The 25,874-nt window shown below is 65.4% G+C and carries 28 protein-coding genes and 2 pseudogenes; 19 read left to right on the top strand and 11 right to left on the bottom strand.

Going from position 1 to position 25,874, the window contains the following annotated elements; all coding sequences use genetic code 11:
- Window positions 1-16: 16 nt before the first annotated feature.
- The gene (gene dapA / locus ACNFH5_RS24320) at window positions 17-880 is read right to left on the bottom strand and encodes a 4-hydroxy-tetrahydrodipicolinate synthase (protein WP_416750430.1); all 864 of its coding nucleotides are present in this window, start codon (window positions 878-880) and stop codon (window positions 17-19) included.
- A gap of 341 nt (window positions 881-1,221) precedes the next feature.
- Window positions 1,222-2,175 (bottom strand): serine O-acetyltransferase EpsC, encoded by a 954-nt coding sequence (epsC, locus tag ACNFH5_RS24325; RefSeq protein WP_416750432.1) that lies wholly within the window; start codon window positions 2,173-2,175, stop codon window positions 1,222-1,224.
- A 382-nt stretch (window positions 2,176-2,557) separates the two neighbouring features.
- On the opposite strand from epsC, the gene ssuD reads away from it, so the two are divergent.
- Entirely contained in the window at window positions 2,558-3,694 is a 1,137-nt protein-coding gene (gene ssuD, locus ACNFH5_RS24330; RefSeq protein ID WP_416750434.1) for an FMNH2-dependent alkanesulfonate monooxygenase, read from the top strand.
- Between the two features lie 220 nt (window positions 3,695-3,914).
- Complete coding sequence (locus ACNFH5_RS24335) at window positions 3,915-4,820, top strand: hypothetical protein (RefSeq protein WP_416750436.1); 906 nt, start codon at window positions 3,915-3,917, stop codon at window positions 4,818-4,820.
- Window positions 4,821-5,112: 292 nt separating this feature from the next.
- Here ACNFH5_RS24335 and ACNFH5_RS24340 read toward each other — a convergent pair whose 3' ends face one another.
- The 3 genes from ACNFH5_RS24340 to ACNFH5_RS24350 form a co-directional block, all read right to left on the bottom strand.
- Window positions 5,113-6,183: a DUF748 domain-containing protein gene (locus ACNFH5_RS24340; RefSeq protein ID WP_416750438.1), complete on the bottom strand. Its 1,071-nt coding sequence runs from the start codon at window positions 6,181-6,183 to the stop codon at window positions 5,113-5,115.
- Between the two features lie 175 nt (window positions 6,184-6,358).
- On the bottom strand, window positions 6,359-6,517 hold the full coding sequence (locus tag ACNFH5_RS24345; protein WP_416750440.1) for a hypothetical protein: 159 nt from the start codon (window positions 6,515-6,517) through the stop codon (window positions 6,359-6,361).
- A 407-nt stretch (window positions 6,518-6,924) separates the two neighbouring features.
- Window positions 6,925-7,140, bottom strand: a complete 216-nt coding sequence (locus tag ACNFH5_RS24350) for a hypothetical protein (RefSeq protein WP_416750442.1) — start codon at window positions 7,138-7,140, stop codon at window positions 6,925-6,927.
- A gap of 192 nt (window positions 7,141-7,332) precedes the next feature.
- Here ACNFH5_RS24350 and ACNFH5_RS24355 point away from each other — a divergent pair, with 192 nt between their 5' ends.
- Window positions 7,333-7,593, top strand: coding sequence for a hypothetical protein (locus tag ACNFH5_RS24355; protein WP_416750444.1), 261 nt, complete (start codon window positions 7,333-7,335; stop codon window positions 7,591-7,593).
- Between the two features lie 15 nt (window positions 7,594-7,608).
- Here the strand turns inward: ACNFH5_RS24355 and ACNFH5_RS24360 are convergent, their stop codons facing one another.
- Window positions 7,609-7,833: a hypothetical protein gene (locus ACNFH5_RS24360; protein WP_416750446.1), complete on the bottom strand. Its 225-nt coding sequence runs from the start codon at window positions 7,831-7,833 to the stop codon at window positions 7,609-7,611.
- 335 nt (window positions 7,834-8,168) lie between these two features.
- Between ACNFH5_RS24360 and ACNFH5_RS24365 the strand changes: the two genes are divergently transcribed.
- Window positions 8,169-8,336 carry a general stress protein gene (locus ACNFH5_RS24365; RefSeq protein WP_416750448.1) on the top strand — a complete coding sequence of 56 codons (168 nt, stop codon included), beginning with the start codon at window positions 8,169-8,171 and terminating at the stop codon, window positions 8,334-8,336.
- 175 nt (window positions 8,337-8,511) lie between these two features.
- Here ACNFH5_RS24365 and ACNFH5_RS24370 read toward each other — a convergent pair whose 3' ends face one another.
- The 4 genes from ACNFH5_RS24370 to ACNFH5_RS24385 all read right to left on the bottom strand — a co-directional run bounded on the left by ACNFH5_RS24370 (window position 8,512) and on the right by ACNFH5_RS24385 (window position 9,955).
- Window positions 8,512-8,685: a hypothetical protein gene (locus tag ACNFH5_RS24370; RefSeq protein ID WP_416750450.1), complete on the bottom strand. Its 174-nt coding sequence runs from the start codon at window positions 8,683-8,685 to the stop codon at window positions 8,512-8,514.
- A gap of 88 nt (window positions 8,686-8,773) precedes the next feature.
- Window positions 8,774-9,166 (bottom strand): response regulator, encoded by a 393-nt coding sequence (locus tag ACNFH5_RS24375; protein WP_416750452.1) that lies wholly within the window; start codon window positions 9,164-9,166, stop codon window positions 8,774-8,776.
- A gap of 173 nt (window positions 9,167-9,339) precedes the next feature.
- On the bottom strand, window positions 9,340-9,828 hold the full coding sequence (locus ACNFH5_RS24380; RefSeq protein ID WP_416750454.1) for a low affinity iron permease family protein: 489 nt from the start codon (window positions 9,826-9,828) through the stop codon (window positions 9,340-9,342).
- Window positions 9,809-9,955, bottom strand: coding sequence for a hypothetical protein (locus tag ACNFH5_RS24385; RefSeq protein WP_416750456.1), 147 nt, complete (start codon window positions 9,953-9,955; stop codon window positions 9,809-9,811). Before ACNFH5_RS24385 ends, ACNFH5_RS24380 begins: the two co-directional genes overlap by 20 nt.
- A 464-nt stretch (window positions 9,956-10,419) precedes the next feature.
- Between ACNFH5_RS24385 and ACNFH5_RS24390 the strand changes: the two genes are divergently transcribed.
- The 8 genes and pseudogenes from ACNFH5_RS24390 (at window position 10,420) to ACNFH5_RS24425 (ending at window position 16,015) form a co-directional block, all read left to right on the top strand.
- Window positions 10,420-11,733 carry an erythromycin esterase family protein gene (locus ACNFH5_RS24390; RefSeq protein ID WP_416750458.1) on the top strand — a complete coding sequence of 438 codons (1,314 nt, stop codon included), beginning with the start codon at window positions 10,420-10,422 and terminating at the stop codon, window positions 11,731-11,733.
- Window positions 11,734-11,899: 166 nt separating this feature from the next.
- Window positions 11,900-12,919: an acyl-CoA dehydrogenase gene (locus tag ACNFH5_RS24395; RefSeq protein ID WP_416750460.1), complete on the top strand. Its 1,020-nt coding sequence runs from the start codon at window positions 11,900-11,902 to the stop codon at window positions 12,917-12,919.
- The gene (locus ACNFH5_RS24400) at window positions 12,916-13,680 is read left to right on the top strand and encodes a PIG-L deacetylase family protein (protein WP_416750462.1); all 765 of its coding nucleotides are present in this window, start codon (window positions 12,916-12,918) and stop codon (window positions 13,678-13,680) included. The genes ACNFH5_RS24395 and ACNFH5_RS24400 overlap by 4 nt, the downstream gene beginning before the upstream one ends.
- A complete protein-coding gene (locus tag ACNFH5_RS24405) occupies window positions 13,677-14,264 on the top strand; it encodes a methyltransferase domain-containing protein (RefSeq protein ID WP_416750464.1) in 588 nt (195 codons plus the stop codon). Before ACNFH5_RS24400 ends, ACNFH5_RS24405 begins: the two co-directional genes overlap by 4 nt.
- The gene (locus tag ACNFH5_RS24410) at window positions 14,264-14,926 is read left to right on the top strand and encodes a glycosyltransferase (protein ID WP_416750466.1); all 663 of its coding nucleotides are present in this window, start codon (window positions 14,264-14,266) and stop codon (window positions 14,924-14,926) included. Before ACNFH5_RS24405 ends, ACNFH5_RS24410 begins: the two co-directional genes overlap by 1 nt.
- A gap of 79 nt (window positions 14,927-15,005) precedes the next feature.
- Window positions 15,006-15,251 (top strand): annotated as a pseudogene (locus tag ACNFH5_RS24415) ((2Fe-2S)-binding protein); the annotation flags it as partial.
- 10 nt (window positions 15,252-15,261) lie between these two features.
- A pseudogene (locus ACNFH5_RS24420) lies at window positions 15,262-15,354 on the top strand (hypothetical protein); the annotation flags it as partial.
- 19 nt (window positions 15,355-15,373) lie between these two features.
- Window positions 15,374-16,015, top strand: a complete 642-nt coding sequence (locus tag ACNFH5_RS24425; RefSeq protein ID WP_416750468.1) for a phosphoribosyltransferase — start codon at window positions 15,374-15,376, stop codon at window positions 16,013-16,015.
- 107 nt (window positions 16,016-16,122) lie between these two features.
- Here the strand turns inward: ACNFH5_RS24425 and ACNFH5_RS24430 are convergent, their stop codons facing one another.
- Window positions 16,123-17,163, bottom strand: a complete 1,041-nt coding sequence (locus ACNFH5_RS24430; RefSeq protein WP_416750470.1) for a LacI family DNA-binding transcriptional regulator — start codon at window positions 17,161-17,163, stop codon at window positions 16,123-16,125.
- 235 nt (window positions 17,164-17,398) lie between these two features.
- On the opposite strand from ACNFH5_RS24430, the gene ACNFH5_RS24435 reads away from it, so the two are divergent.
- The 7 genes from ACNFH5_RS24435 to ACNFH5_RS24465 all read left to right on the top strand — a co-directional run bounded on the left by ACNFH5_RS24435 (window position 17,399) and on the right by ACNFH5_RS24465 (window position 25,747).
- The gene (locus tag ACNFH5_RS24435; protein WP_416750472.1) at window positions 17,399-19,657 is read left to right on the top strand and encodes a TonB-dependent receptor; all 2,259 of its coding nucleotides are present in this window, start codon (window positions 17,399-17,401) and stop codon (window positions 19,655-19,657) included.
- Window positions 19,658-19,755: 98 nt separating this feature from the next.
- Window positions 19,756-21,078: an LLM class flavin-dependent oxidoreductase gene (locus ACNFH5_RS24440; protein WP_416750475.1), complete on the top strand. Its 1,323-nt coding sequence runs from the start codon at window positions 19,756-19,758 to the stop codon at window positions 21,076-21,078.
- A gap of 62 nt (window positions 21,079-21,140) precedes the next feature.
- Complete coding sequence (gene mgrA, locus ACNFH5_RS24445; RefSeq protein WP_416750477.1) at window positions 21,141-22,184, top strand: L-glyceraldehyde 3-phosphate reductase; 1,044 nt, start codon at window positions 21,141-21,143, stop codon at window positions 22,182-22,184.
- 4 nt (window positions 22,185-22,188) lie between these two features.
- Window positions 22,189-23,118, top strand: a complete 930-nt coding sequence (locus ACNFH5_RS24450; protein WP_416750479.1) for an aliphatic sulfonate ABC transporter substrate-binding protein — start codon at window positions 22,189-22,191, stop codon at window positions 23,116-23,118.
- Window positions 23,119-23,455: 337 nt separating this feature from the next.
- Complete coding sequence (locus tag ACNFH5_RS24455; protein WP_416750481.1) at window positions 23,456-24,262, top strand: ABC transporter substrate-binding protein; 807 nt, start codon at window positions 23,456-23,458, stop codon at window positions 24,260-24,262.
- A 77-nt stretch (window positions 24,263-24,339) separates the two neighbouring features.
- Complete coding sequence (locus tag ACNFH5_RS24460; RefSeq protein ID WP_416750483.1) at window positions 24,340-25,053, top strand: amino acid ABC transporter permease; 714 nt, start codon at window positions 24,340-24,342, stop codon at window positions 25,051-25,053.
- A 1-nt stretch (window position 25,054) separates the two neighbouring features.
- Window positions 25,055-25,747 (top strand): amino acid ABC transporter permease, encoded by a 693-nt coding sequence (locus ACNFH5_RS24465; RefSeq protein ID WP_416750485.1) that lies wholly within the window; start codon window positions 25,055-25,057, stop codon window positions 25,745-25,747.
- Window positions 25,748-25,874: the final 127 nt, after the last annotated feature.

The following is a 25,874-nucleotide window of genomic DNA, read 5'->3' on the forward strand; positions in this document are numbered from 1 at the left end:
CCAGGCGCCGTAGCGCCTAGGCGAGGCCCGCCAGGACGGTGCGCAGTCGGTCCAGCGTTGCCTGCGTGCACGCCTGCATCGGCTCACGCACTTCGTTGGCGATCAGGCCCTGCAGGGCAAGCGCTCCTTTCACGGCCGATGGATTCGGCTCGGCGAAAGCTGCCTGCATCCACGGCAGCAGTCGATAGAAGGTCTGGCGCGCGGAGATTACATCGCCCTCCTCCATCTGCCGGCATAGCTGCACGTAGAGATCGGCGCGCACGTGGGAGGAAGCCGAGATCGCGCCGGCGCCGCCCAGGCACAGGTTGGCAAATATCTGCAGGTCTTCCCCGGTGAGCACCGCTACCTGCCCGTCGGCGATCAGCGCCATGGTGGTTTCCGGATCGCCGCCGCAGTCCTTGATCGCCGCGATGTTCGGATGGCGCACGATGCGGCGCAGCGTCTCGCGCTCGATCCGCACACCGGTGCGGTAGGGGATGTCGTAAAGGATCACCGGCACGCTGGCGGCATCGGCGACGGTGCGGAAGAAACTCTCCAGCCCGGCCTGCGAGGGACGGATGTAATACGGTGCCGGCACCAGTACGCCGGCAAGCGGGCGACGCTGGATATCCTGCAGGAAGTCGAGCAGCTCGCGCTGGTTATTGCCCGCCAGGCCCATGACCACCTGCTGCGCGGGCACCCACTGCAGCACGGCGTCGAGCACCTCGAGCTGCTCGTCATGGTTGAGCGCAGCGGCCTCGCCGGTGGTGCCGCAGACCACGAAGCCTGCGACGCCTTGCTCCAGTAAGCGGGCTACCAGCGCCTGCAGGGCCGGGTAATCCACTGCGCCATCACGAAAGGGAGTGACCAGCGCCACCCAGATCCCACGAAAATTCGACATGCAAAAACTCCTGTTGGCAGACCGTCGGGTCGCCGTCAGGGAGGGATGCGGGAATCAAGCGGAGAGAGGTTCGACCTTGCGCCTTGTGTCCTGTCAGCCCATCTGACGGGACAGCGCCCCGGTCAAATGAGCGACTGTTTCTTCGATTTCTTGGCAACGACGACGCACGCGCAGGCCCGGGCAAGGAAGCCCGAAGCGGAGAGCGAGTGGTCGTGGATGGAGAACATGGAATGCTCTTGCGAAAAAACGGTTGCGCGAAATGTCTGACGGATACTGCTGAAGTAGCGAGGGGGCTGTCAACTCCCCCGCTTCGCTTCGCGTGTCCGCAGGGAGGCCCGGCTTCAGTCCTTCCCGCAGCGGCTTTCGTCGTGCTGCAAGCTGGCCTGGCTCACTTGACTGCCCGGCGGCACGCTGCGGGTCAGCCAGACGTTGCCGCCGATGGTCGAGCCCTTTCCGATGGTGACACGCCCCAGGATGGTGGCGCCGGCGTAGATCACCACTTCATCTTCGACGATGGGGTGGCGCGGCTCGCCCTTGTGCAACTGGCCGGTTTCGTCAGCGGTGAAACGCTTGGCACCCAGGGTTACGGCCTGGTAAATGCGCACTTGCTTGCCGATGATCGCCGTTTCACCGATCACCACGCCGGTGCCGTGGTCGATGAAGAAGCTGCTGCCGATCTGCGCGCCAGGATGGATGTCGATACCAGTGGCCGAGTGCGCCAGTTCCGAGATGATCCGGGCCAGCAACGGCAGGCCGGCGTTATAGAGGTGGTGTGCCAGGCGGTGGTGGATGATCGCCACCACGCCCGGATAGCACAGCAGCACTTCGTCCACGCTGCGCGCGGCTGGATCACCCTGGTAGGCCGCCAGCACATCGGCGTCGAGCAGCTTGCGCATTTCCGGCAGTGCGCGAGCGAAATCGCGCACCAGCACGACGGCGTGCTCATCGATCCGGCTGTCCACCACATCGCCACGCTGCCGCGCGCTGTAGCGCAGCTCCAGGCGGGCCTGCACCAGCAGCGCATTCAGGGCAGCGTCCAGGGTGTGGCCGACGAAGAAGTCCTCGCTTTCTTCGCGCAGATCATTCGGGCCCAGGCGCATGGGGAACAGCGCACTGGCCAGGCGCTCCACCACTTCTTCGATGGACTGGCGCGAAGGCAGTTCGCGGCCACCCTGCTCGGGGTGCCGGCCGGTGCGGGTGCGCCATTCATTGCGTGCGCCACGCAGGTCCTCGACGATCTGCGCCAGCTGCCAGTTCACCGGGCCATTCTCGTTCAGTCGGTTGGCGTCGTTCATCGCTTGCTCTGTTCCTTGGTATTCAGGGGCTTTCAATCACGATTGCCTATCCTGATCGGTCGCGTCGCGCAGGACAAATCGCCGGAAGGCATAACCTAATGCCTTTTTCGAAGGATGAACTGTTGCTGTAGCAACAGCGAATCAGCAGTCGTGTTGCTCAGTCAACACTGTCGAGACCTCGCGTCCCGCGAAATTCGCGGCCTGCCGCTCTGGCACAGGCCTTGCTGATCAGTCAGACCCACCATGCAGCCGCCCCTCTCCCTTCTGCCTGAACCGAGCGCACGAACCGTGCCGGCTGCCGGGTCCGAATTCCAATAAAGACTTGCCACGCGTGCACCGACGGGGCGACGCCCCATTTCGACGATGGCAACGAGGACACCCCATGAGTCTGGATATTTTCTGGTTCCTGCCGACTTCCGGCGACACCCGCTACCTGGGCCACTCGGGCAGTGGCCGCCCGGCGACCAATGAGTACATGCGGCAGATCGCCGTGGCGGCCGACCAACTCGGCTACGACGGCCTGTTGATCCCCACCGGCAGCAGTTGCCTGGACCCCTGGGTGACCGCCGCCAGCCTGGTGCCGGTCACCCGGCGCATCAAATTGCTGGTGGCGCTGCGCACTTCGCTGGGCAACCCCACCGCCTCCGCACGCCAGGCTGCGACGCTGGATCAGGCCAGCGGTGGCCGCCTGCTACTCAATGTGGTGCCCGGCGGTGACAGCACCGAGCTGGAGGCTGACGGTGTTTTCCTCAGTCACGATGAGCGCTACGCCGCGTCCGACGAGTTCCTGAGTATCTGGCGCCGCCTGCTGCAGGGCGAAACCGTGGACTACGAAGGCAAGCATCTGAAGGTCAATGGCGCGCAAAACTTCTTCCCGCCGGTGCAGCAGCCCTACCCTCCGCTGTACTTCGGCGGTTCCTCCCCTGCCGCCCATGAGCTGGCGGCCAAGCATGTGGATGCCTACCTGACCTGGGGCGAACCTCCCGCCGCGGTAGCCGAGAAGATCGCCGACGTCCGCGAGCGCGCCGCACGCCTGGGCCGTACCGTGCGTTTCGGCGTGCGCCTGCACGTCATCGTCCGCGAGACCAACGAGAAAGCCTGGGCAGCGGCCGAAGAGCTGATCAGCCACCTGGACGACACCATCATCGCTGCCGCGCAAACCAACTACGCGAAGATGGATTCGGTCGGCCAGCAACGCATGGCCGCGCTTCACGGCGGTGATCGCAACAAGCTGGAAGTCGCGCCGAATCTCTGGGCTGGCGTCGGCCTGGTGCGCGGCGGTGCCGGCACTGCGCTGGTGGGTGATCCGGAAACCGTAGCCGCGCGCCTGCTGGAATACGCCACACTGGGTGTCGACAGCTTCGTGCTGTCGGGCTATCCGCACCTGGAAGAAGCCTATCGCTTCGCTGAACTGGTGTTCCCGCTGCTGCCCGGCAAAGGCCGAGTGACCGTGGATGGCGTTCTCACCGGCGGCGCCTTCGATGTGCGCGCCGGCCGGGAGAAGGAAGCGGCCGCCTGACGAACCGCGTCCCGCCCGGTTTCGGGCGGGGCGCCTGGGTTCGCAATGCCCGACATGCGATCGTGCAATCTGCCATTGCTCGTGGCGCCTTCCGGGCGATCTGCATCGCCACCTTTGTCGCTCAATATCTATCTATATGAAATATAACGAATTAATATTTTGAAATATCTGGCATGGGCGCTGCAAAGACTGTTGCAGAACAGACCAAGGAGCCCGCGCCATGATATCCAGCACCGATTCTCCTGCCGCTCTTGCCCTCGATCGCTCCGGCGTTTCCTGGGCTGCAATCTTCGCCGGCGCAGCTGCCGCCGCAGCGTTGTCGCTGATCCTTATTGTCCTCGGCTTCGGCCTGGGCTTCTCCGCCATCTCACCGTGGCCAGGCGACGGCGGCACCTTCAAGCAGATGAGTATTTCCACCTTCATCTGGCTGGCAATCACGCAGATCCTTGCCTCTGGCCTGGGTGGCTACCTGGCCGGGCGCCTGCGGGTGAAGTGGACCAGCCTGCACGGCGACGAGGTCTACTTCCGTGATACCGCCCACGGCTTCCTGGCCTGGGCCATCGCCACGCTGGTCACCGCCACTTTGGTGGTCGGTTCGGTCAGCAGCCTGATCGGTGGCGGCGTACAGGCCAGCGCCACGGTTGCCGCCAGCGCAGCCAGTTCGGCAGGCGCCGGCGCGGCAGTGAAGAGTGGGGACGCCAACTCAGCGTATTTCATCGACACGCTGTTCCGTGACAACCGCCCGATCTCGGTGAGTGACGATGCTGCCCACGCCGTCGCCTCGCGCATCTTCCTGCGCGGCCTGGGCGAAGGTCAGCTCAACGCTGAAGATCGCACTTACCTCGCCCGTGTCATCGCCCAGCGTACCGAGATCAGCCAGGCCGAAGCTGAGCAACGCGTCGACGCGGTATTCGCCAAGGCGCAGCAGGCCAAGCAACAGGCGCTTCAAGCGGCCGATACGGCGCGCAAGGTAGCTGCCGGCTCGGCCTTGTGGATGTTCGCAGCACTGCTCTGCGGCGCCTTCTTCGCCAGCCTCCTGGCCATCCACGGCGGCCGCCGCCGCGATGCTGAGCTGCTGGTGACCCATGGCCTACACGCCACCACCCACGCCCAACCCATCCGCTGACAGGAGACTGACCATGCGCTCGATCCTCCTCTACTTCCTTGGCGTGCCGATCCCGATCATCATCCTGCTCGCCATTTTCTGGCACTGACCCAAACCCGGGGCGGGCCGGTTATCCGGCCTGCCCCAGGACCTTCTCGATGTTTCTGCGGACCATCCTCGCAATACACCCGGCGTATCGTCTTCCAGTTCGGTATCAGCTACCGCGCGCCTGCGCACCAGGTCCGATGAGCCGGGCTTCGGTTGCGCCGCCACACATGGCAACGCGCACGGCACCAGTCACTGAAACCTGGGCTCACTCGTCCGGCGCGTTACGCTCGTAGCGCGCATTGAAAGCCTGGATGAAGGCATTGCGCAGAATGCCGAGAAAAGCCTGGAAGGCGCTGATGTCCTGACGGTGGACGCTGCCACTGAGGTCGACGCGGGTGGCGAATTGGTCCTTGCGCTGGTTCTTGAGTACTGTCTCGCCGCCGCCGACCAGTGCCTCCCAGATGGAACGGAACAGGCTCTTGTCCTTTTCTTCCACGTCCTGCTGCCAGTTGAACACGTCCACATCCCGCAGCAGCGGTTTGAGATAGCCGCTGAGCTGGCCGTCCTTTGCCTTCGCCTCGATGACCAGGGTGCCGCGACCACGATTGAAATCGAACTTGCCGTAGGCCGAGGCGAAGTCGTTCACCCGACGCAGTTCGACGTCGCTGGCGCGCAGGCGCAATTCGAAATCCTCGAAGTTCTCGAATGGGTCGAAGGATGCCTGCACCTCTACCGGCGCCTGGCCGAACAGCTGCGCATGGCCTTCGAAGCGCGCTACTCGCTCACCTTTCTCGTCCGCCACGTTGGTCAGGTTGTACAGGCTTGCCTGCACCTCATTGGCAGTCAGGTGCACCGGCGGCCTGGACTGGTAGTTGCGGAAGTGAATGCGCCCGTCGTCGATGCGGACCTCGTCCAGGGTGATGGGCAACAGTTTGTTCAACTGCTCGCGCCAATCAGTGCCGGCACCGCTCTGGGAATTCTGCTTGTCGCCGCCGTCGACGAAGTTCAGCTCCGGCCGCAGGAAGACCACTCGCGCCACGATGCCGTGGTCATACCACAGCGCATGCCAGCTCACCGACAGATCGATCACCGGCGCATCCAGCAGCGGCACCGGCACCTTGCCGTTGACCTTGACGATTTTCAGGCCATTGATCCGATAGGCGCCGCGCCATAGCGCAAGGTCCACATCGGCGATCTGGCCGTGGTAGTCGCCCATGCGATCCAGCTTGCCGTTGAGGTAGTCGCGGATCACATAGGGCAAGGCGATGTGGGCGACCAGCAACAGCAGCAGGATCGCCAGGATGCTCGCCATGGGCACGCTGTAGCGCTTCTTCATCCCCGCCTCCGAAAGTTCTCTGGCAGTGGACTGATGCGGCAACGCGCGAGTTCAGGGAATTGGTGCTCCGCTCCGTGGCAAGGCGCGTGCGGCGGCAGATGGTCGTCAAATGCCGGCGGCATCGTGCCCAGGCTAGTAACCATGGCAGGCACCGCGCAGTGCCTGCCGGCAAGCGTCAGGTGTCCGGCTCGGCGGCCTCGAAGGACACGTCCTGCACATGGTGCGCCTCCACGTTGCGACGGATCGTGTGGTAGCGCTTCTGGAAGCCACGCAGGTCGTTGATGGGTATCTGCAGGTGCCGCGCAACGTGGCACCAGGCGCGAGCCTCACTCATGGCGTCGTCCTTCGCCTCGAACTCGAATGCCCTTCCTTGTTTCACAAAACGGACGTGGTACCGCTTTGCTACCGACTCGTCCCCCATGGCGCCTCCGGTTCATGCCTGTGCTTCAAGCAATGACTGGCCGGGCACGCATCCGGTTCCGCCTGATTGATCCTCGCTCTGGCTCTCTCAACGCAGCATCAGCTTTCGCCGATAGCCCTTGCGGGAAAGGAAGGAGACGCCGCCGACCCCGCAGGTTACTGAAGCTGGCCGTGCAGAGACGCTCCTGCCTTGCAGGTACGTTCTGCTCGGGGCTGTCCGTTCGACGTCGGAGCGGCACAGGCCAAGGCCGCGTAAAAGGCGCGCAATACCCGCGAGGAAAGCAAGGCAGGGAAAACGGCACCAATCAGTTGCCGGAAGGCTCAGTCCATCACCACCAGTGAAATGCTGCCGCCGTCGGCGGGGACATGGTGCAGGACGAGATCGATCCGGTGGGCGGCGTGCAACAGGGTTTCTGCGTCGTGCTCGAGCAACAGCGCGGCGGCCATCAACGCCGCTGCCGTATCGGCGGCACTCGCTTTGAGGGCGGCTTCCCGCAGCACCTGAACGACGCAGGTTTCATTGAATGCCGAGGCCATCAGTACCTTTCGTAGTCGCTCCATGTCAGATTCCCTTCCGTGTGTGCGCATGTGAGGAATAGCTCCATTTTGCCGCGCGCACTCTTCCGGCCGACGATTGGCGCGGGCTGCAGGAATGCCTTGATTGGGTAACGCGTTACATTAAAATGACCTCGATCACAGTAACGCGTTACCTTGAAGCCAGGAGCTCCGATGAAAGACGCCAAGGACAGAGCCACCCGCGATGCCTTCGAAGCGCCACGCAAGGGGCGCCCCCGCAAGGAAGGCGCAATGACCAACGCCGAGAAACAGGCTGCTTACCGCAAGCGCCGGGCGGAAGCCGGCGGCGGCGCAGTGATGCTCAATAACGAGGAAATCTGGCTGATCTGCCATGCCCTGGACGGCAAGGTCTGGGAGGCTGACGCCGAGCAGCGGCAAAAACTGATCGCGCGGTTGCGCAAGCGGGTGGTTTGAAGCGACTGCCGCGACTCACATCAGGGCGCAGATCAGCTCCATGCCGAGGCTCCTCACCTGTCGGTCCGTGCGCAGCTCGCCGCCGCGGATACCGATCACGTTGGTACGTGGCGTAGAGGTGTAACGACTCTGCAGGCTGATGAGGTAACGGCCGTCGTCCTGACGGTCACAGGTAAAATCGAACAGCGGGTAGCTGCGGTGAAGTAGCTCCGCGACTGAGCGGCAACTTGGCGGATTCATGGGACTCTCCTGCATTGACCGCTTCATCGTGCCCCCTTGCGACAGGAATGGAACCGTGGCCTTGTGCCATTGGTTTTTCCGCCTGTTTCGGCCCGCCCGATATAAATCCCCTTCTATTAGCCGCTTGGGTATCGATCGACTCTCGTTACGCTTGTCTGCCAATTTAATAACCCTGACCAGCGGTTATTTCTTTACTTATAACGGTGATCCGCGAATGCCATGCCTCATCGTTCTAAAAAAGAGTCGAACACCCGTTGGTGAATTCTTTCGGATGAAGTGAATGCCCTGCATTCGCCAATTCATTTCCCAAGGATATTTCCCACGGAGTAAGCACCATGGCCGAACACAGAGGCGGTAAAGGCAATTTCGCGGAAGACCCGCAGCGCGCATCCGAAGCTGGCAGGAAAGGCGGCCAGCAGAGCGGCGGCAACTTCAAGAATGATCCGGCGCGCGCATCCGAGGCGGGCCGCAAGGGAGGTCAGCGCAGCCACAACGGCCACTGATCTCCGGGCCGGCGGGACGTCGCGCCCGCCGGCCCGTTGAATTCGTTATTCCCCGCAACGAAAAGTTCCCCGCAACGAAAACGGCGCCGAAGGATCGGCGCCGTTTTTTATGGGTGGGTGCCGCCCGCTGGTGTTGGCGCAATGGGCTTCGCCTCGATGCGCCTGGCGGCGCCTTTCACTGGGTGCAGAGCACCTCGCTGATCTGGATGTCGGCGCGCGAATCGTGGCCGACCGAGCCATGCAGCGCACGGACGAACTTCTGCGCCTGCTCACGGCTCAGGCTTTCCTGCAGCAACACCGTGCTCATGGGCTGGCCGTCGCGGCGGTAGCGGATCAGGTACGCGTGCATGGCGATCTCTCCTGGTGAACGGGGAAGGAAGTGGGCAGGAGCAACTATAGGCACAGACTGGGAGACCCACCCTGTAGCCTCTGTAGCCTCAGTTGATCAGCCAGGGCTGCACCGGCGGGTTGTTCAGGGTGCGTTGGATGGCGCCTTCCAGTTCGTCAAGGTCCACCGACTTGGGCAGCACCGGATAAGGCGCGCCCTCCTCGCCTTTCTCCGCCCAGGGCGATAGCACCAGCACGCGCATGCGCGGGCGCATTGGCAGGCAGGCTTCGATCAGTGCGGCGCCGGTCAGAGGGCCGGTGAGTTGTTCGTCGATCAGAAACAGGTCGATCACCGAGGATGACACCAGATGCTCGATGGCTTCCTCTTCGCTCAGCGCGCTGAGCACCGCGTGGCCCTGGCCGAGCAGGTGATTTTCCAGGCGCTGGAGCTGCTCGGGCTTTTCCTCGAGGACCAGGACCATCTTGTTGTTGAGCGTCTGCATGTTGTGCATCTCCCTTGTGTAGATCGGGAGTGCAGCAAGTTCCGCGCCCGAACCACCTGTGCCCGCGCGGGCGCATGACAGAGCTGTCGGTGGCCGCACTGATTGCGCCGCGCTATCAGCAGAATGCCCGAAGGGCGCTTTGCAGCGATGCAGAATGCCGGAAGGCAGATCAGTCAATCGCCGTGATTCTGCGCTTGCCCTTCTGCTTTTTCTTCGCGGTCGGCCACCTTCTGCGGTGAGCCATCCCCGGCGTTTTCCTCGCCCATTTCCTCATAGGTCTTGCGCAGTTTCTGCAACTCCTCGCTCCCCATATCATCGAGCCCCATCAGCACCCGGTGGGCATGGTGGGTGGTGCGCAGGAGCTCATCGATCTTGATGTGCAGCGCATCGGTATCGCGGTTCTGGGTGCTCTGGATCAGGAAGACCATGAGGAAGGTGATGATCGTGGTCGAGGTATTGATCACCAGTTGCCAGGTGTCGTTGAAGTGGAAGAACGGCCCGCTCAGTGCCCAGCCCACCAGCAGCACACAGGCCAGGGCGAAGGTGAGCGGGCGCCCGGACCATTGCGAGAGCATTTGGGCGAACCGCGAGAAGCCCTTGTCGCCTTGCTGCTTCTTGGCCCGGCCGTGCCGGCCGGACTTCTCAGGCGTCTGTTTCGCCATGCTGGCACCGTTCGGGAATGGTGATGGTCACGTAGTCGCGGTGCGGCCGGTCGTTACCGGCAGGCCGGCGGCGGGATTTGCCCGGCGCGCCGGGTTTGCCAAGGGCGGGACTCTTCGGGCTGGGCATGCGTGCTCTCCGCAAACCAGGGTGTCTGATAGGTAGAGACGCCTTCGCGATGGGGAGTTCAGAAAACTGCAGTGCCGGTGGCTGTCATGGTGGTTCGAGCCGGTACGGTCGCCCGGTACTTCGGAGACATCATCGCGAACGAAGTCCGCTCCACCCCCAGGCGGATCCTGTCCGACGAATCGAAACACAGCCGTGCCATATGCCCGCAGGCGAAACGGCCTAGTCCGACAAGTTGCTTGGCTATCTGGCTGGGGATGTTAGGGTGGAGGTGGCTCCAAGAGTTTCCCCTGGCCCCTTTCCGATGGGGCCTTCTTTTTGCCCGCACGCTTCACTTTCCTCGCTCAAAACGCTTCGAGCGTCGTTCCCTTCTTGTCGGCAGGTCAGTTGGCTAGTGGCGCAAAGCGCTGAACTCCCCTGCTCCCGCGCGGCCGAACGAAGAAGCCGTTCGCCGAAGGAGCCGCGTCATGCCCGTCACCGCCTCGCCGCCATCCGCGTCCGCCATCCATACGGTCCTGCGCCGCTTCGCCGAGCCCCTCGACGACCCCGGCGCGCCGGAGTTCGCCAGAACCTTTGCACGACTGGCTGACGCCCGCGTGGTACTGATCGGTGAAGCCAGCCACGGTACGGCAGAGTTCTACCAGGCGCGCGCGGCAATCACCCGGTTGCTGGTGGAGCAGCACGGCTTCGAGATAGTCGCCATCGAAGGCGATTGGCCTGATGCGGCGCAGGTGGATCGCCAGTTGCGCGGCAACCCAAGGCCGGCCAACGAGCCGCCCTTCAGCCGCTTCCCGTCCTGGATGTGGCGCAACCGCGAGGTCAAGGACTTCCTCGCCTGGCTGCGCGAGCACAACGAAGGACTGTCGGCGGATCGCCGCGTGGAGTTTCGCGGACTGGACATCTACAGCCTGCGCGGCTCGATCGGCGAAGTGCTGCGCTATCTGGACCGGCATGACCCACAACAGGCTGCAGAGGCACGGCGGCGTTATGCCTGCCTGACGCCCTGGCAGGACAACCCGGTCGACTACGGCCGCGCGGTGTTCGAAGGCGATTCGTCGCCCTGCGAGCAGGCCGTCATCACCCAGCTCAACGAACTGCTGATGGCCCGCCTGGAAGCCCTCGATCCCCACGAGGATTCCTTCGACGCCGCGCAGAATGCGCGGGTGGTGCGCGCCGCCGAGCACTACTACCGGGCCATGTATCGCGGCGGCTCGGCGTCCTGGAATCTGCGCGACAACCACATGTTCGACACCCTGCGCCAGGTGCTGCGTCGCCGAGGGCCGCAAGCGCGGGCGGTGGTCTGGGCGCACAACTCGCACATCGGCGACGCCTCGGCCACCGAGATGGGCTGGAACGGCCAGTTCAACCTGGGCCAGCTGTGCCGCACCCACTGGGGCGACAGCGCGGTGCTGCTGGGCATGGGCACGGGCAGCGGCGTGGTCGCCGCGGCTGATCGCTGGGATGGCGAGATGTGTCTGAAGCCAGTACGCCCTGCGCGGGCGGACAGTTGGGAGCAGCAGTTTGGCGAAACCGGCATCCCCATGTGCCTGGTGGACTGGCGCCAGCGCCAGGCGCTGCGTCAGACACTGGAAGTGCCATTGCTCGAACGCGCCATCGGGGTCATCTACCGCCCCGAGAACGAGCGCCAGAGCCATTACTTTTCCGCGCTGCTGGGTGCTCAGTTCGACGCCTTCCTGTGGTTCGCGCATACCCGCGCCGTTACCCCCCTGGATAACCGAAGCGCGCCCGGCGAAGACCAGACCTACCCCTTCGGACTCTGATCGCCCGCGCCCGGTGCTTCGGCCAGCAGGCGCCGGAGGCGGTGAATTTGCAGATGCGGTGCAATCCGTCCGACGTTCAACCCGAAGGAGCGACGGCGAATTTACTCTGAACCCAGGCGGGGACCTCGCAGTCGGGATGTTTAAGCAACCTCCATCGGGAAAAGCCATGACCCAGGATCGCCTGCATGCCCTGCGCGACCTTCTGCGCGATTTCGAACTGCCGCTGGAAACCGCCCACCAGGGCGCCTTCCTCGGCGCCGCCCTGCGTCAGCTCAGCGACGACGGCCTGGACCGCCTGCCTTTGCCCGGAAGCGGCGACACCTTGCGCCGTTGGCAGGCACTGGCCACGGTGGCGGGCGCGGACCTGTCGCTGCTCAAGCTGTACGAGGGGCATACCGATGCAATGGCGATCCTTGCCGAGCTGGAGGGTGAGGCCATCCCCGGCACCTGGGCGGTGTGGGCCGCCGAACCGCCCGGTGCCAGCGTGCAGATCAGCGCCCGCGAAAACGGCTTCGTCCGCATCAGCGGCAGCAAGCCCTGGTGCTCCGGCGCCGCCGTGGTGGAGCACGCACTGGTCACGGCAAAGGACGAGCAGCAGCGCCCGCAACTGGTCGCGGTGAGCCTGGCGCAGCCGGGCGTACGCATCGGCAGCGATGGCTGGAACGCCGTCGGCATGGCCGCCACCCACAGCGTTGCGGTGGATTTCGACGGCGCCCTGGCGCGTTGTATCGGCGGGCCTGGTGAATACCTGCAACGCCCCGGTTTCTGGCACGGTGGCGCCGGCATCGCCGCCTGCTGGTATGGCGCCGCCAGTCGCCTGGCCAGCTACTTGCGCCACGGCCGCACCGAAGACCCCCATGCCATGGCCCATCTCGGCGCGGTGGACGCCGCCCTGGCCGGCGCGGCGGGGGCATTGCGCGAGTGCGCCGGATGGATCGATGAGAACCCTGCCGCCGCCTCGGAGCTGGCCGCCCGCCGCGTGCGCGCACAAGTCGAAGGCGCGGTGGAGGCCGTGCAGTGGCACGTAGGCCGCGCCCTGGGCGCCACCCCATTCTGCCGCGACCGCCGCTTCGCCCGTCTGGCCGCCGACCTGCCGGTTTTCATGCGGCAGAGCCACGGTGAGCGCGACCTTGCGCACCTCGGTCTGCACCTGGCGGCAGAGGCTGAGGAGGCCTGGGCACTGTGAGCCAGCCGGAAAACCTCATCGCTGGCGCCGCCGGCACGCCAGCCTCGGTCTGGCGCGCCGCGACGCAGCTGCAACGTCTGCCACGCATCCGCAGCGAGGAACTGCTGCCGCCCGGCTGCCGGCTGGTAGTGGTAGCCCCCCACCCGGACGACGAAGTCCTCGCCTGCGGCGGCCTGCTCGCCAGTCTCGTGGAAGGCGCCCATGAGGGACTGCTGATCTCGGTTACCGATGGCGAAGGCAGCCATCCCGGCTCGCTGCGCTGGACGCCGCAGCGCCTGCGCAACACCCGCGAAGTGGAAAGCCTGACCGCCCTCACCCGCCTTGGCCTGGATTTGCAGCGCTGGGACTGGCAGCGCCTGCATTTGCCGGACAGCGGCGTGAAGACGCTCGATCTCGCTGAGCGCCTGCGCGCGTTGATCCGCCCAGGCGACCAGCTCATCAGTACCTGGCGCCAAGACGGTCACTGCGATCATGAAGCTACCGCCCTGGCCTGCGCCCAGGTCGCCGCTGGCTGCGGAGCACGGCACATCGAGGCGCCGGTATGGGCCTGGCACTGGGCCGTACCCGGCGATCTGCGCCTGCCCTGGGCTCGTGCACGGCGCCTGGACCTTGATGAGGCCGCTGTACAGCGCAAGCGCGAAGCCATCCAGGCCCACGCCAGCCAATTGGAAGGCCCCGAACCAGTACTCGGCGAGCGGCTGCTGGAAACCCTGCTGCAACCCTTTGAAATGTTCTTCCTGCCCGCCGGCGGTGCGCCATGAGCCTGCCGGCCGAGCACTTCGATGAGCTCTACAGCGGCGACCCGGACCCCTGGTCCTTTCGTACCCGCTGGTACGAACAGCGCAAGCGCGAGTTGATCCTCGCCTGCCTGCCCCGTCCGCATTTCCGCCACGGCTACGAGCCGGCCTGCGCCAATGGTGAAAGCAGCGCCGCATTAGCCCAGCGGGTCGACTGGCTGCTGTGCAGCGATTACAGCGCCGCCGCCGTGGCGCTGGCCCGCGAACGCCTGGCGGGAATGGAGAACGTGCGTGTCGAGCAGCACCAGTTGCCCCAGGACTGGCCCAGGGCGCGCTTCGATCTGATCGTGCTCGGCGAAGTCGGTTACTACCTCGACCCGAAGGCCTGGCAGCGCACCGCCGAACGGGCGCGGGAAAGCCTCTGCGAAGGCGGTGTGCTGCTTGCCTGCCACTGGCGTCATCCCATCGAGGACTGCACGCTGGCAGGCGATGCGGTGCATGAAGCACTGGCCGATGCCCTGGGCAAACGCCCGGCGGTGCGCCATCTGGAGAGGGATTTCCGACTGGAGCTGTGGTTCGACGAAACCGGCTTCGACAAGGAGGCGTGATGATCGGCGTGCTGGTGCCCGCACATAACGAGGAGCAAGTGCTGGAAAACTGCCTGCGCTCGCTGCAGGAAGCGGCGCGTCATCCTGACCTGGACGGCGAGCCGGTGTGCATCCTGGTGGTGCTGGATGCCTGCACCGATGCCAGCGAAGCGGTGGTCCGCTCGCTGGGCGTAGCGGTGTTGCGGGTCGAGGAACGCAATGTTGGCCATGCCCGGCGCGCCGGCGCCGCGCAATTGCTGGAAGCGGGCGCACGCTGGCTGGCCTGCACCGATGCCGACAGCAGCGTCAGTCGGGACTGGCTGGTGCGCCAACTCGCGTTCAACGCCGAGGCGGTATGCGGCACGGTCCGGGTCGACGACTGGTCCCAGCACGCCGAGCACGTGCGCCTGCAGCATGAACGTCACTACCAGAGCCGGGAGAATCATCGGCACATCCACGGCGCCAATCTCGGCATCTGCGCCCTGGCCTACCAACGCGTCGGCGGCTTCCGGCCGCTCGCCAGCGATGAAGACGTGCACCTGGTTCGTGAGCTGGAACGCAGCGGCGCGCGCATCGTCTGGACCCACCAGACCTGCGTTACCACCAGTGCCCGCCATGATTACCGGGCGCTTGGCGGCTTCGGCGAATTCCTCCAGGGCCTCGACGGGCCGGCGACGCTCTGACCGCTCGCACGGATTTTCCGAACCATCGGCCCGGTGTCCACTCACAGCCCAGGCAAGCCATCCATCTTTCGGAGGCCCCATGCCCGCAATCCGCGAGCCGTCCATGGCGGCACAGAGCATCTGCCTGACCCTCAATGGCGAAGAACGGCAGCTGCAGGTGCTGCCCTGGACCACCACCCTCGACCTGCTGCGCGAGCAGCTTGACCTCACCGGCAGCAAGAAAGGCTGCGGCCACGGCCAATGCGGCGCCTGCACGGTGCTGCTGGATGGCCGCCGGGTGAATGCCTGCCTGCTGCTGGCGGTGATGCGCGACGGTTACGCACTCGGCGGTATCTGTCGGCGTGGCGGCAGCCGTGGCTAACGCGGTCTACCATGCAACCGGTAAACGCATCCGCGAGCTGCCCATCACCCTGGACAAGTTGTTGTAACTCGCGAAAGGAGCCTCTGATGCCCTCAGTGCAGTACACCAACCGTCGCCATGCCGGCGTTGCCCTCGCCATGGCGCTGCGCGACATGCCGCTGGAGGACCCGCTGATCCTCGCCCTGCCCCGTGGCGGCGTGCCGGTGGCCAAGGAGGTCGCCCGCGCCCTCGGTGCTCCGCTGGACGTGCTGCTGGTGCGCAAGATCGGCGCGCCGGGCAACGAGGAATTCGCCCTGGGCGCCATCGTCGACGGGCCCGAGCCGAACTGGGTGGTGGACGAGCAGATGCTCGAGCGCTTCGACCCGCCGCCGGAATGGTTCGAACAGCAGGTGCTGGAGCAGATCCGCGAACTGGAGCGTCGCCGCTTGCTCTATCGCGGCGTGAAGGCGCCGGCGCGCCTGGAAGATCGCGACCTGATCGTGGTCGACGACGGCCTGGCCACCGGCAGCAGCATGCGCGCTGCGCTCAAGTGCCTGCGGGCGCACCACCCACACAAGGTGGTGCTCGCCGTTCCGGTGGGTCCGGCGGAAACCGTAAAGAGCCTGCGCGAAGAGGTCGACGTGCTGGTCTGCCTGGATACTCCGACACCGTTCCGCGCGGTAGGCGACCATTACCGCGACTTCCACCAGCTCAGCGACCAGGAAGTGATCGATCTGCTGGCCAAGTGAGCTTTTCGTAGGAGCGAGCTTGCTCGCGAACCGCTCAACTGCAGAGTCGTCGGGATACTCGTTCGCGAGCAAGCTCGCTCCTACAGTGGACGGACAGGCAGCGCGGTTCAGCCGCTTTCGCGCTCCAGCACCCGGCAGCCGAGCAGGTTCAAGCGCTCCACCTCGCCCTCCAGCGGCAACACGCCGATCGACTGCAACACGCGCAGCGCGGCGATCTCGCCAATTTCCCGCGCCGGCGGCTTGATGGTCGAGAGGCTCGGCAGCAGCATTGGCGCAAAGGGGTAGTCGCCGAAGCCCAGCACCGCGCAATCCTCGGGAATCCTCAGGCCTGCTCGCTGGCCGGCAAGCAGGCCGCCGGCGGCGAGGTTGTCATTGGCGAAGATGATCGCTTCGGGGCGTTCCGAGCCTCGCGCCATCAATGCTTCCATCGCTTGCCGCCCGGCTTCGAAGGGCGCGCTTTCGGTGGGTACGAACATCCATGGCTCGCCGCCCAGCTCGCGCAAGGTGTTGGCGTAGCCGTCGCGGCGGTCGAGCGCACTGAAGTCCCCCGGCGCACTGTTCTGCACGAACGCGATACGCCGGTAGCCCTGCCCGTGCAGGTAGCGCACCGCCTCCACGCCGACCTGGTAGTGGGAGAAGCCCACCTGGATCGGTGCGCGTTCGGGCTGGTAATCCCAGACCTCCACCACCGGAATGTCGGCGCCGGCGATCAGTTTCTCGGTGGCCGGCGTGTGGAAATGGCTGGTCAGCACCAGCGCTGCCGGATTCCAGCCGAGGAAGGCGCGCACGGCGCTTTCCTCCTTGTCTTCGGAGAAGTAGCTGGAGGCCAGCAGCAGTTGGTAGCCATGGGCAGCCAGGGTGTCGCTGACAGCCTGGATGGTGTCGGCGAAGATCGGCCCGGAAATGTTCGGCACCACCATCCCCACTACCCTGCCCCGCGCCGAGGCCAGCCCGCCGGCCACCTGGTTGGGTACGTAGCCCAGCGCATCCACCGCCGCGCCGATGCGCTCGCGCAGGTCATCGGACAGCTGCGCCGGCTGGTTGAAGTAGCGCGACACGCTGATGGCGGAAACGCCGGCACGTTCGGCGACTGCGGTCAGCGTGACGCGTCCTGCGCCACGGCGTTTGCGGGGGGTCTGATTGGCCAAGCCTGCTCTCCTGCCTTCCGCCATTTACCTGGCATAAAAGAATATAAACGTAATTTTTAATTATTTGACGATCTATGTGGCGATTCAGGATACTCGCCAATGTTAGCGCTAACAACACAGACTGTCCGTACCCATGCATGCCACTCGCACGAGCGAGCGCTCGTGACAGTCCCGCAGATAAAAAGGCGCCCCGGAACAAGAGAACCGAGGGCGGACCAGGGCACGAGGAGTGGCTATGCAATCGCAACAACAGGTGGCGCTGGGGCGCCCGCAATTCACTGGCCGGCGCAGTGCGCTGGCCCTGGGCATCGCCGGTGTGATCGGCGCGCTTGCCATCAGTGCTCAGGCCGCGGAGGCTACCAGCCCGCAGAGCCAGAACGCCGACTCGGCGCCGACGCTCAAGGCCGTGACCGTCACTGCGACCCGCCGCGAGGAATCGCTGCAGAAGGTCCCGGTGGCCGTCTCGGTGATCGACGGCGAACAGCTGGAGCGCGACAACCGCAACAACGTGTCGAGCATCGTCCAGCAGGTGCCGACCCTCAACTTCCGCACCGGCGCCTCGAACAAGGACACCTCGCTGTTCATTCGTGGCGTGGGCACTATCTCCACCTCCCCCGGCGTCGAGCCGAGCGTGTCGACGGTGATCGACGGCGTAGTGCTCGGTCGCCCGGGCCAGGCGACCCTGGACCTGCTCGACGTCGAGCGCATCGAAGTCTTGCGCGGCCCGCAGGGCACGCTGTTCGGCAAGAATGCCTCGGCCGGCGTGCTCAACGTGGTGACCCGCGAAGTGCCGGACGAAACCACCGGCTACATCGACTATTCGCACTTCGGCGGCGGCAACGAGAACCGCACCCGCTTCGGCATCGGCGGCACGCTGATCCCCGGCAAGCTCAAGGCCAGCGTCACTGCGTTGCTGGGCAGCTACGACGGCAATGTCGACAACGTCTACAACGGCCACGAAGTCAACGGCTACAACCGTGCCGGCGCACGCACCAAGTTCGAGATCACGCCCAACGACGACCTCAAGGTCACGCTGATCGCCGACTACATGAAGGGCAACGACGACGGCCCCAGCGGCGTCATCACCAGCACCACGAGCCCGGCTTTCGCCAACGCCCTGCGCCCGGTGACGCCGGACAGCGACAACCGCAAGATCAACAGCGACTACCGTACCCACGTCGACGACACCAACAAGGGCCTGTCGGCGCAACTGGACTGGAACCTGGGCGACTACACCCTGACCTCCATCAGCGCCTGGCGCGGCTGGGACAACACCCAGTGGCAGGATGGCGACCGCCTGTCGCAGGTCACCGCGAGCATCCCCAGCTCCCACGACAAAGGCGAGCTGAACTACGACCAGTACTCCCAGGAACTGCGCCTGGCCTCGCCCAAGGGCGAGTTCCTCGAGTACGTCGGCGGCCTGTACTACATGCACGCCGTGGACGACGAGACCTACCGCCGCGTGGTGACCTCCACGACCGCGCAGAACACCGGCGTGGCCGACTACAGCACGCGCAGCGATACCTACGCGGTGTTCGGCGAGAGCACGCTGAACTTCACCGATGACTTCCGCGGTATCGCCGGCCTGCGTTACACCCACGACGACCTGGAATACGACCACCGCCGCCGCTCCACCTCGGCCACGGCGGTGACCGGCATCCAGCCGTCGACCTCCAGCTCCGGTTCCACCGACGAGGACGGCTGGTCCGGCCGCCTGGGGCTGCAGTACGACCTCAGCGAGCAGCTCACCAGCTATGTCACCTACTCGCGCGGCTACAAGGGGCCGGCGTACAACGTGTTCTTCAACATGCAGCCGCGCGACACCGACGCGCTGAAGCCGGAGACTTCCAACTCCTGGGAAGCCGGTCTGAAGGCCACCGCGCTGGATAACCGCCTGACCGCCAACCTCGCGGTCTTCCACACGGTCTACGACAACTACCAGGCGAACTTCTACGACACCGTCGCAGGCCAGGTGGTGACCCGCCTGATCAACGCAGGCAAGGTGAAGACCGAAGGCGCGGAGCTGGACTTCAGCTACCAGGCCACGCGCCAGCTGAAGCTCTCCGGCGCCCTCGCCTACACCAAGGCCCGCGTGGACAGTTTCGCCTGCCCGCCGGGCGCGGCGTCGAGCTGCAATGTCGACGGCAAGCCGCTGCCCTTCACTCCGGACTGGAAGAGTTACGTACGCGCCGACTACGGCATTCCGCTGGACAACGGCCTGGATGTGGAGCTGGGCACCGACTACAGCTGGCAGGACAAGGTGCAGTACGACCTCAGCCAGAACCCCGACACCATCCAGGGCGCCTACGGCCTGTGGAACGCCAGCATCGCCCTGGCCGACTACAACGATGGCTGGCGCGTCGCCCTGCTGGGCAAGAATCTCACCGACAAGTCCTACTCGCCGCTGCTGGCGAGCGGCGGCAGCTACATCTACCGCATGGTGCCGCGCGACGACGGCCGCTACTTCGGCGTGGAACTGCGCAAGGACTTCTGAGCCTTCTGAGGAAGTGCGGCGCCGGCTCGCCCCGGCGCCGCCCATGAGATCGAACCCGCTGCCTTGCGTCCTCCCAACGGACACACAGGAAACCCGACATGACACGAAGCCTTTCCCTCGGTGCCTTTCTCATGGCCACCGGTCACCACGTCGCTGCGTGGCGCCACCCGGATGTGCCGGCTGACGGCGGCCTCGACTTCCGCCTCTACAAACGCCTGGCGCAAGTGGCCGAAGCGGCGAAGTTCGATGCCGTCTTCGTAGCCGACAGCGTCGCCGCGCCCACGGTGGATATCGCAAGCCGCATGGCCCGCTCCGATCACTTCGAGCCGCTGACACTACTCTCGGCGCTGGCAGCGGTGACCGAGCGCATCGGCGTGATCGGCACCGTGACCACCAGCTACAACGAGCCCTACCACGTGGCGCGCAAATTCGCCTCGCTCGACCATATTTCCGCAGGCCGCGCGGGATGGAACCTGGTGACCTCCGACGCCGCCGCCGAGGCACTGAACTTCAACCGCCAGGAACACTTCGGTCATGCCGAGCGCTATGCCCGCGCGCGGGAATTCCATGAAGTGGTCACTGGCCTGTGGGATAGCTGGGAAGACGACGCCTTCACCCGCGACAAGGCCAGCGGCCAGTACTACGACCCGGCCAAGCTGCACGTGCTGAACCACGAAGGCGAACACTTCCGTGTGCAGGGACCACTCAACGTGGCGCGCTCGCCCCAGGGGCGCCCGGTGATCGTCCAGGCCGGCAGCTCAGAGACCGGCCGCGAGCTGGCGGCGCAGACCGCGGAAGTCGTATTCACCGCACAGACATCGTTGGCCGCCGCGCGCGACTTCTACGCCGACCTCAAAGGGCGCATGGACACCTTCGGCCGCAGCCCCGATGAGCTGAAGATCATGCCCGGCGTCTTCGTGGTGGTCGGCCAGAGCCAGGCCGAAGCGCAGGAAAAATTCGAGGAATTCCAGGAGCTGGTAGAGCCGCAGGTGGGTGTTGCGCTGCTGTCGCGCATGCTCGGCAACTTCGACCTCTCCGCCTACCCGCTGGACGGCCCGCTGCCCGAATTGCCGCTCACCGACAGTGGCCAGCGCAGCCGCCAACTACTGCTCACCGACCTGGCCGGGCGCGAGAACCTCACCCTCGCCCAGTTGGGCCGGCGCATCGCCGGCGGGCGCGGGCACTACAGCCTGATCGGCACGCCGACACAGATCGCCGACGAGCTCCAGGCCTGGTTCGAAGGCGGCGCCGCCGACGGCTTCAACGTGCTGGTGCCGCACCTGCCGTGCGGGTTGGAGGATGTGGCCAACTTCGTGGTGCCGGAGCTGCAACGTCGCGGATTGTTCCGCCGGGACTACAGCGGCAGCACCCTGCGTGATCACCTCGGGCTCAAGCGCCCGGCCAACCGCTACACGATCTGACGACTCGCGGGCCGCCCCCGTGCGGCCCGTTTGCCTAGCGGCCCGTATACAAAGGAGCTTCCATGACCTATCTCGCCCACCCCGACCGTTACCAGCGCGTCCCCTACCGCCGCGTCGGCCGCAGCGGCCTGGTACTGCCCGCCCTTTCTCTGGGCCTGTGGCACAACTTCGGCGACAGCGTGCCGCTGGACCGCCAGCGCGCCCTGCTGCGCACCGCCTTCGACCTGGGGATCAACCACTTCGACCTGGCCAATAACTACGGCCCGCCCTACGGCAGCGCCGAGATCAACTTCGGCCGCCTGTTGCGCGAGGACTTCGCCGCCTATCGCGATGAGCTGGTGATCTCCACCAAGGCCGGCTGGGACATGTGGCCCGGCCCTTACGGCCAGGGCGGCAGCTCACGCAAGTACCTGCTCTCCAGCCTCGACCAGAGCCTGCAGCGCCTGGGCTTGGACTACGTGGACATCTTCTATTCGCACCGTTTCGACCCGGACACGCCGCTGGAAGAAACCGCCGGCGCACTGGCCAGCGCCGTGCAGAAGGGCAAGGCGCTGTACGTGGGTATCTCGTCCTATTCCGCCGGCAAGACCGCCGAACTGGCCGCGCTGCTGAAAGAATGGAAAGTACCGCTGCTGATCCACCAGCCGGCCTACAACCTGTTCAACCGTTGGGTAGAAAAGGACCTGCTGGCTACCACCGATGAACTGGGCACCGGCGTCATTGCCTTCACGCCGCTGGCCCAGGGGCTGCTGACCGATCGCTACCTGAACGGCGTGCCGGCGGATGCGCGAGTGAATCAACCCGGCGGCGCCTCGCTGCGGCCGGAGCACCTGTCCGAGGACAACCTGCGCCGCGCCCGCGCGCTGCACGAGATTGCCCAGCGCCGGGGCCAGAGCCTGGCGCAACTTGCGCTGGCCTGGGTGCTGCGTGATGCCCGCGTGACCTCCGCGCTGATCGGCGCGAGCCGCCCCGAACAGATCATCGAGAACGTCGCTGCCCTGGACAATCTCGCCTTCAGCGCAGAAGAACTGGCAGAGATCGATCGCCACGCCGTGGAAGGCGGGATCAACCTCTGGGAGAAACCCTCCCACGACTGGAAGGAATGAGCCTGTGAACCTGCTTCATCGACTGCTCGCCGGATTGCTGCTGCTCGTGGCCGGCGCCGCTCACGCTCAGGACCCGGCGCAACTGCGCATCGGCTACCAGAAGGCCTCGGTCAGCCTGGTGCTGGCCAAGGAACATGGCCTGCTGGAACAGCGCTTCCCGCAGACGCGCATCCAGTGGATCGAATTCCCCGCCGGGCCGCAGATGCTCGAAGCACTGAACGTCGGCAGCCTGGACCTGGGCTCCACCGGCGACATCCCGCCGATCTTCGCCCAGGCCGCCGGCGCCGACCTGCTCTACGTCGGCGTCGAGCCGCCCAAGCCGCAGGCCGAGACCGTGGTGGTGCCCAAGGACAGCCCCATCCGCAGCGTGGCCGAACTGAAGGGCAAGCGCGTGGCTTTCCAGAAAGGCTCCAGCTCGCACAACCTGCTGTTGCGCCTGTTGCAGCAGGCGGGCCTGACCCTGAGCGATATCCAGCCGCTGTACCTGACCCCGGCCGATGCCCGCGCCGCCTTCGAAAGCGGCAAGGTGGACGCCTGGGGGATCTGGGACCCGTGGTACTCCGCGCTGCTGCTGGGCGGCAACGCGCGGCTGTTGGCGGATGGGTCCGAGGTTGGGCTGAGCGGGCCGTTCTACCTGTCCAGCCGTGAGTACGCTGGAGCGAATCCCGCGTTCGTCCAGCAGGTACTGGACAGCCTCAATCAGGCTGAAGCGCTGACCCGCAGCGACGAAGCCGGCAGCGTGGCAATCATGGCGCGAGTCACTGGACTCTCTCCGGCGGTGATCGCGGAGACCTTCAAGCACCGCCCGCCCTCGCCCAACCGCCCGCTTGGCGATGCCGACATTGCTGCGCAGCAACGCACTGCCGACCTGTTCCTTGCCGAGCGCATCCTGCCCCGCGCCGTGGACATCAGCGCGGCGCGCTGGAAGCCCTGACAGCCCCTGCTCTTTGTAGGAGCGAGCTTGCTCGCGAACAATCTTCCAGGTGATTCAAGCGCTGGGCCGTTCGCGAGCAAGCTCGCTCCTACAAGTGAAACAGCGTGGTTTCTACGGACATGGAAATGGTTATCTAACCGGTTACTTTATATTTCTTCCGGTTATTAGATAGACGAATTCATTCCTTCTCCGCCGCCCCGTCGCACTGCCACACTCGGCCTCGCCGGCGGGCGACCCCCGCCGCTCTACAGCGGGCTTCTCCCACCCTCGAGCGCCCGCTCTCGATCATTCCGGGACCCCGTCACACGAGCGTGGCCCGACAAGGAGCTGGATGTTCATGAAGAAACTCACTGCCGTTACCGCCCTCGCCCTGGCCGTTGTCTCGGGCCTGGCCCACGCCGACCGCCTGGACGACATCAAGAAGGCCGGCGTGCTGCGCGTCGCCGCCTTCGACAGCAACCCGCCGTTCGGCTTCGTCGACGCCAAGAGCAAGCAGATCGAAGGCCTCGACGTGGATTACGCCAAGGCGCTGGCCGACAAGCTCGGTGTCAAGCTGCAGGTGCTGCCGACCAACCCGGCCAACCGTATTCCGCTGCTGACCGCGAACAAGGTCGACCTGGTGCTGGCCAACTTCACCATCACGCCGGAGCGTGCCGAGCAGGTCGACTTCAGCATTCCCTACTTCTCCTCGGGCCAGCAGTTCATTGTCAAGAAAGGCACCCTGAGCAGCCCGGACGAGCTGAACAAATGGCGCGTGGGCGTCGACAAGGGGACCGTCAACGAAGGCGTGCTGCGCGAGAAGTTCCCCGGTGCCAAGGTTATCGCCTACGACGACACGCCTTTTGCCTTCACCGCCCTGCGCAACGGCCAGGTCCAGGCCATCACCCAGGACGGCCCGAAGCTGATCGGCCTGCTCGCCAACGTGCCGGACAAGGACAAGTACGAAGTGCCGCCCTTCACCATTTCCAATGATCTGATCGGCGTCGGCATTCCCAAGGGCGAGAAGGCCCTGGCCGAGTTCGTCAACCAGAGCCTGCAGGACCTGGAAGCCCAGGGCCAGGCACAGAAGATCTACGACACCTGGTTCGGGCCGGACACCAAGACCCCGCTCGCCCGCCTGTACAAGATCGGCGACAAGAGCTGATTCGCGCCTGACTCCGCACCATCCCACGCCCCGGCTCGCCGGGGCGTGTCCGTTTCATTCACTGATGGATTCGTGACATGTTCGGCGAACTGCTCGCCCCGACCTACCTGCGCTGGCTGCTCGACGGCTTCCTGCTCACCCTGGGTATCTCCCTGTTCTGCTGCGTTCTGGCCACCGTGCTGGGCGCGCCGCTGGCCATCGCCCGGCAGGCGAACTCGCGCTGGCTGTCCTGGCCGGCGCGGGCCTATCTCGCGCTATTTCGCAATACTCCGCTGCTGGTGCAGCTGTTCTTCTGGTACTTCGGCGTGCCGGCCCTGCTCCCCGAAAACCTGGTGAGTTGGCTGAACATGCCCCACGAACTGGGTGCTTTATCGTGGCCGTCCTTCGAATTTCTGGCTGCCGCGTGGGGATTGACGCTCTACACCACGGCATTCATCGCCGAGGAGTTCCGCGCCGGGATCGCCTCGGTGCGCCCACAGCAACGCGAGGCCGGCATGGCGCTGGGCCTGCGCCCTCTGCAGGTGTGGCGCTGGGTGATCCTGCCGCAGGCGCTGCGCACTGCGCTGCCGCCGTTGATGGGCCAGTACATGAATGCGCTGAAGAACTCCTCGCTGGCCATGGCCATTGGCTTGGCCGAGCTGTCCTACGCCTCGCGCCAGGTGGAGACGCAGACCTTCAAGACCTTCCAGGCGTTCGGCATCGCCACCCTGCTCTACATCGGCGCCATTGCGCTGATCGAGGCGCTGGGCCAGGCGATCCAGCAGACCCGCCGCTATCGCCAGGGGGCCTGAGATGGACTTCTCGGTAATCTCGGACAACCTGTCCTACTTCCTGCTCGGGGCCTACCCGGATGGCCCGCTGGGCGGCGCTGCGCTCACGATCATCCTCGCCCTGGCTTCCGGCGTTGCCTCGGCCATCATCGGGCTGGCGCTGGGAATCGCGCTGTCGGTGCTGGGCGGCAAACCACGCCTGATACTGGTGGCGTTCCTCGGCTTTTTCCGCGCCATCCCGGTGCTGATGCTGATCTTCTGGACCTACTTCCTGCTGCCCATCGTCCTGCATATCGACGTGCCGGCACTGGGCACGGTGGTTTGCGCGCTGTCCCTGATCGGCGGGGCTTACCTTGCCCACTCGGTGCACGCAGGCATCGAAAGCCTGCCCAAGGGCCAGTGGGACGCCGCCCGCGCGCTGGGCCTGCGCCCGTGGCAGGTGCTCACCCTGGTGATCCTGCCGCAGGCGCTGCCGATCATGCTGCCGTCGTTCCTCAACCAGTGGGTCTCACTGATCAAGGACACCTCGCTGGCCTACGTGATCGGCGTCGGCGAACTGTCCTTCGTCGCCACCCAGGTGAGCAACCGGGTGATGGTGCATCCCACCGAGGTGTTCCTGTTCGTCGCCCTGCTCTACTTCCTGCTGTGCTCGGCGCTGGACCTGGTCGCGGCACTGCTCACAAAGCTGCGGCCGGATTACCGCAAGGCGATGTGACATACGGAGCCTGGGGCAATTTGATGCCTGTGAGCCAGCCCCAGAGCTCCCTCTCCCCAGCCCTCTCCCTGAAGGGAGAGGGAGCCGTTCGGCGTTCAGTGTTGTTCCGCAGTCGGCCGGCGAGCGC

It is taken from the genome of Pseudomonas sp. NY15435 (genome assembly GCF_048068295.1).
Classification (GTDB): Bacteria; Pseudomonadota; Gammaproteobacteria; order Pseudomonadales; family Pseudomonadaceae; genus Pseudomonas.

Excerpts from the sequence above, each read along its gene's own strand:
- dapA (WP_416750430.1), bottom strand. The coding sequence starts at position 880 with ATGTCGAATTTTCGTGGGATCTGGGTGGCGCTGGTCACTCCCTTTCGT.
- epsC (WP_416750432.1), bottom strand. The coding sequence starts at position 2,175 with ATGAACGACGCCAACCGACTGAACGAGAATGGCCCGGTGAACTGGCAG.
- ssuD (WP_416750434.1), top strand. The coding sequence starts at position 2,558 with ATGAGTCTGGATATTTTCTGGTTCCTGCCGACTTCCGGCGACACCCGC.
- ACNFH5_RS24335 (WP_416750436.1), top strand. The coding sequence starts at position 3,915 with ATGATATCCAGCACCGATTCTCCTGCCGCTCTTGCCCTCGATCGCTCC.
- ACNFH5_RS24340 (WP_416750438.1), bottom strand. The coding sequence starts at position 6,183 with ATGAAGAAGCGCTACAGCGTGCCCATGGCGAGCATCCTGGCGATCCTG.
- ACNFH5_RS24345 (WP_416750440.1), bottom strand. The coding sequence starts at position 6,517 with ATGAGTGAGGCTCGCGCCTGGTGCCACGTTGCGCGGCACCTGCAGATA.
- ACNFH5_RS24350 (WP_416750442.1), bottom strand. The coding sequence starts at position 7,140 with ATGGCCTCGGCATTCAATGAAACCTGCGTCGTTCAGGTGCTGCGGGAA.
- ACNFH5_RS24355 (WP_416750444.1), top strand. The coding sequence starts at position 7,333 with ATGAAAGACGCCAAGGACAGAGCCACCCGCGATGCCTTCGAAGCGCCA.
- ACNFH5_RS24360 (WP_416750446.1), bottom strand. The coding sequence starts at position 7,833 with ATGAATCCGCCAAGTTGCCGCTCAGTCGCGGAGCTACTTCACCGCAGC.
- ACNFH5_RS24365 (WP_416750448.1), top strand. The coding sequence starts at position 8,169 with ATGGCCGAACACAGAGGCGGTAAAGGCAATTTCGCGGAAGACCCGCAG.
- ACNFH5_RS24370 (WP_416750450.1), bottom strand. The coding sequence starts at position 8,685 with ATGCACGCGTACCTGATCCGCTACCGCCGCGACGGCCAGCCCATGAGC.
- ACNFH5_RS24375 (WP_416750452.1), bottom strand. The coding sequence starts at position 9,166 with ATGCAGACGCTCAACAACAAGATGGTCCTGGTCCTCGAGGAAAAGCCC.
- ACNFH5_RS24380 (WP_416750454.1), bottom strand. The coding sequence starts at position 9,828 with ATGGCGAAACAGACGCCTGAGAAGTCCGGCCGGCACGGCCGGGCCAAG.
- ACNFH5_RS24385 (WP_416750456.1), bottom strand. The coding sequence starts at position 9,955 with ATGCCCAGCCCGAAGAGTCCCGCCCTTGGCAAACCCGGCGCGCCGGGC.
- ACNFH5_RS24390 (WP_416750458.1), top strand. The coding sequence starts at position 10,420 with ATGCCCGTCACCGCCTCGCCGCCATCCGCGTCCGCCATCCATACGGTC.
- ACNFH5_RS24395 (WP_416750460.1), top strand. The coding sequence starts at position 11,900 with ATGACCCAGGATCGCCTGCATGCCCTGCGCGACCTTCTGCGCGATTTC.
- ACNFH5_RS24405 (WP_416750464.1), top strand. The coding sequence starts at position 13,677 with ATGAGCCTGCCGGCCGAGCACTTCGATGAGCTCTACAGCGGCGACCCG.
- ACNFH5_RS24410 (WP_416750466.1), top strand. The coding sequence starts at position 14,264 with ATGATCGGCGTGCTGGTGCCCGCACATAACGAGGAGCAAGTGCTGGAA.
- ACNFH5_RS24425 (WP_416750468.1), top strand. The coding sequence starts at position 15,374 with ATGCCCTCAGTGCAGTACACCAACCGTCGCCATGCCGGCGTTGCCCTC.
- ACNFH5_RS24435 (WP_416750472.1), top strand. The coding sequence starts at position 17,399 with ATGCAATCGCAACAACAGGTGGCGCTGGGGCGCCCGCAATTCACTGGC.
- ACNFH5_RS24440 (WP_416750475.1), top strand. The coding sequence starts at position 19,756 with ATGACACGAAGCCTTTCCCTCGGTGCCTTTCTCATGGCCACCGGTCAC.
- mgrA (WP_416750477.1), top strand. The coding sequence starts at position 21,141 with ATGACCTATCTCGCCCACCCCGACCGTTACCAGCGCGTCCCCTACCGC.
- ACNFH5_RS24455 (WP_416750481.1), top strand. The coding sequence starts at position 23,456 with ATGAAGAAACTCACTGCCGTTACCGCCCTCGCCCTGGCCGTTGTCTCG.
- ACNFH5_RS24460 (WP_416750483.1), top strand. The coding sequence starts at position 24,340 with ATGTTCGGCGAACTGCTCGCCCCGACCTACCTGCGCTGGCTGCTCGAC.
- ACNFH5_RS24465 (WP_416750485.1), top strand. The coding sequence starts at position 25,055 with ATGGACTTCTCGGTAATCTCGGACAACCTGTCCTACTTCCTGCTCGGG.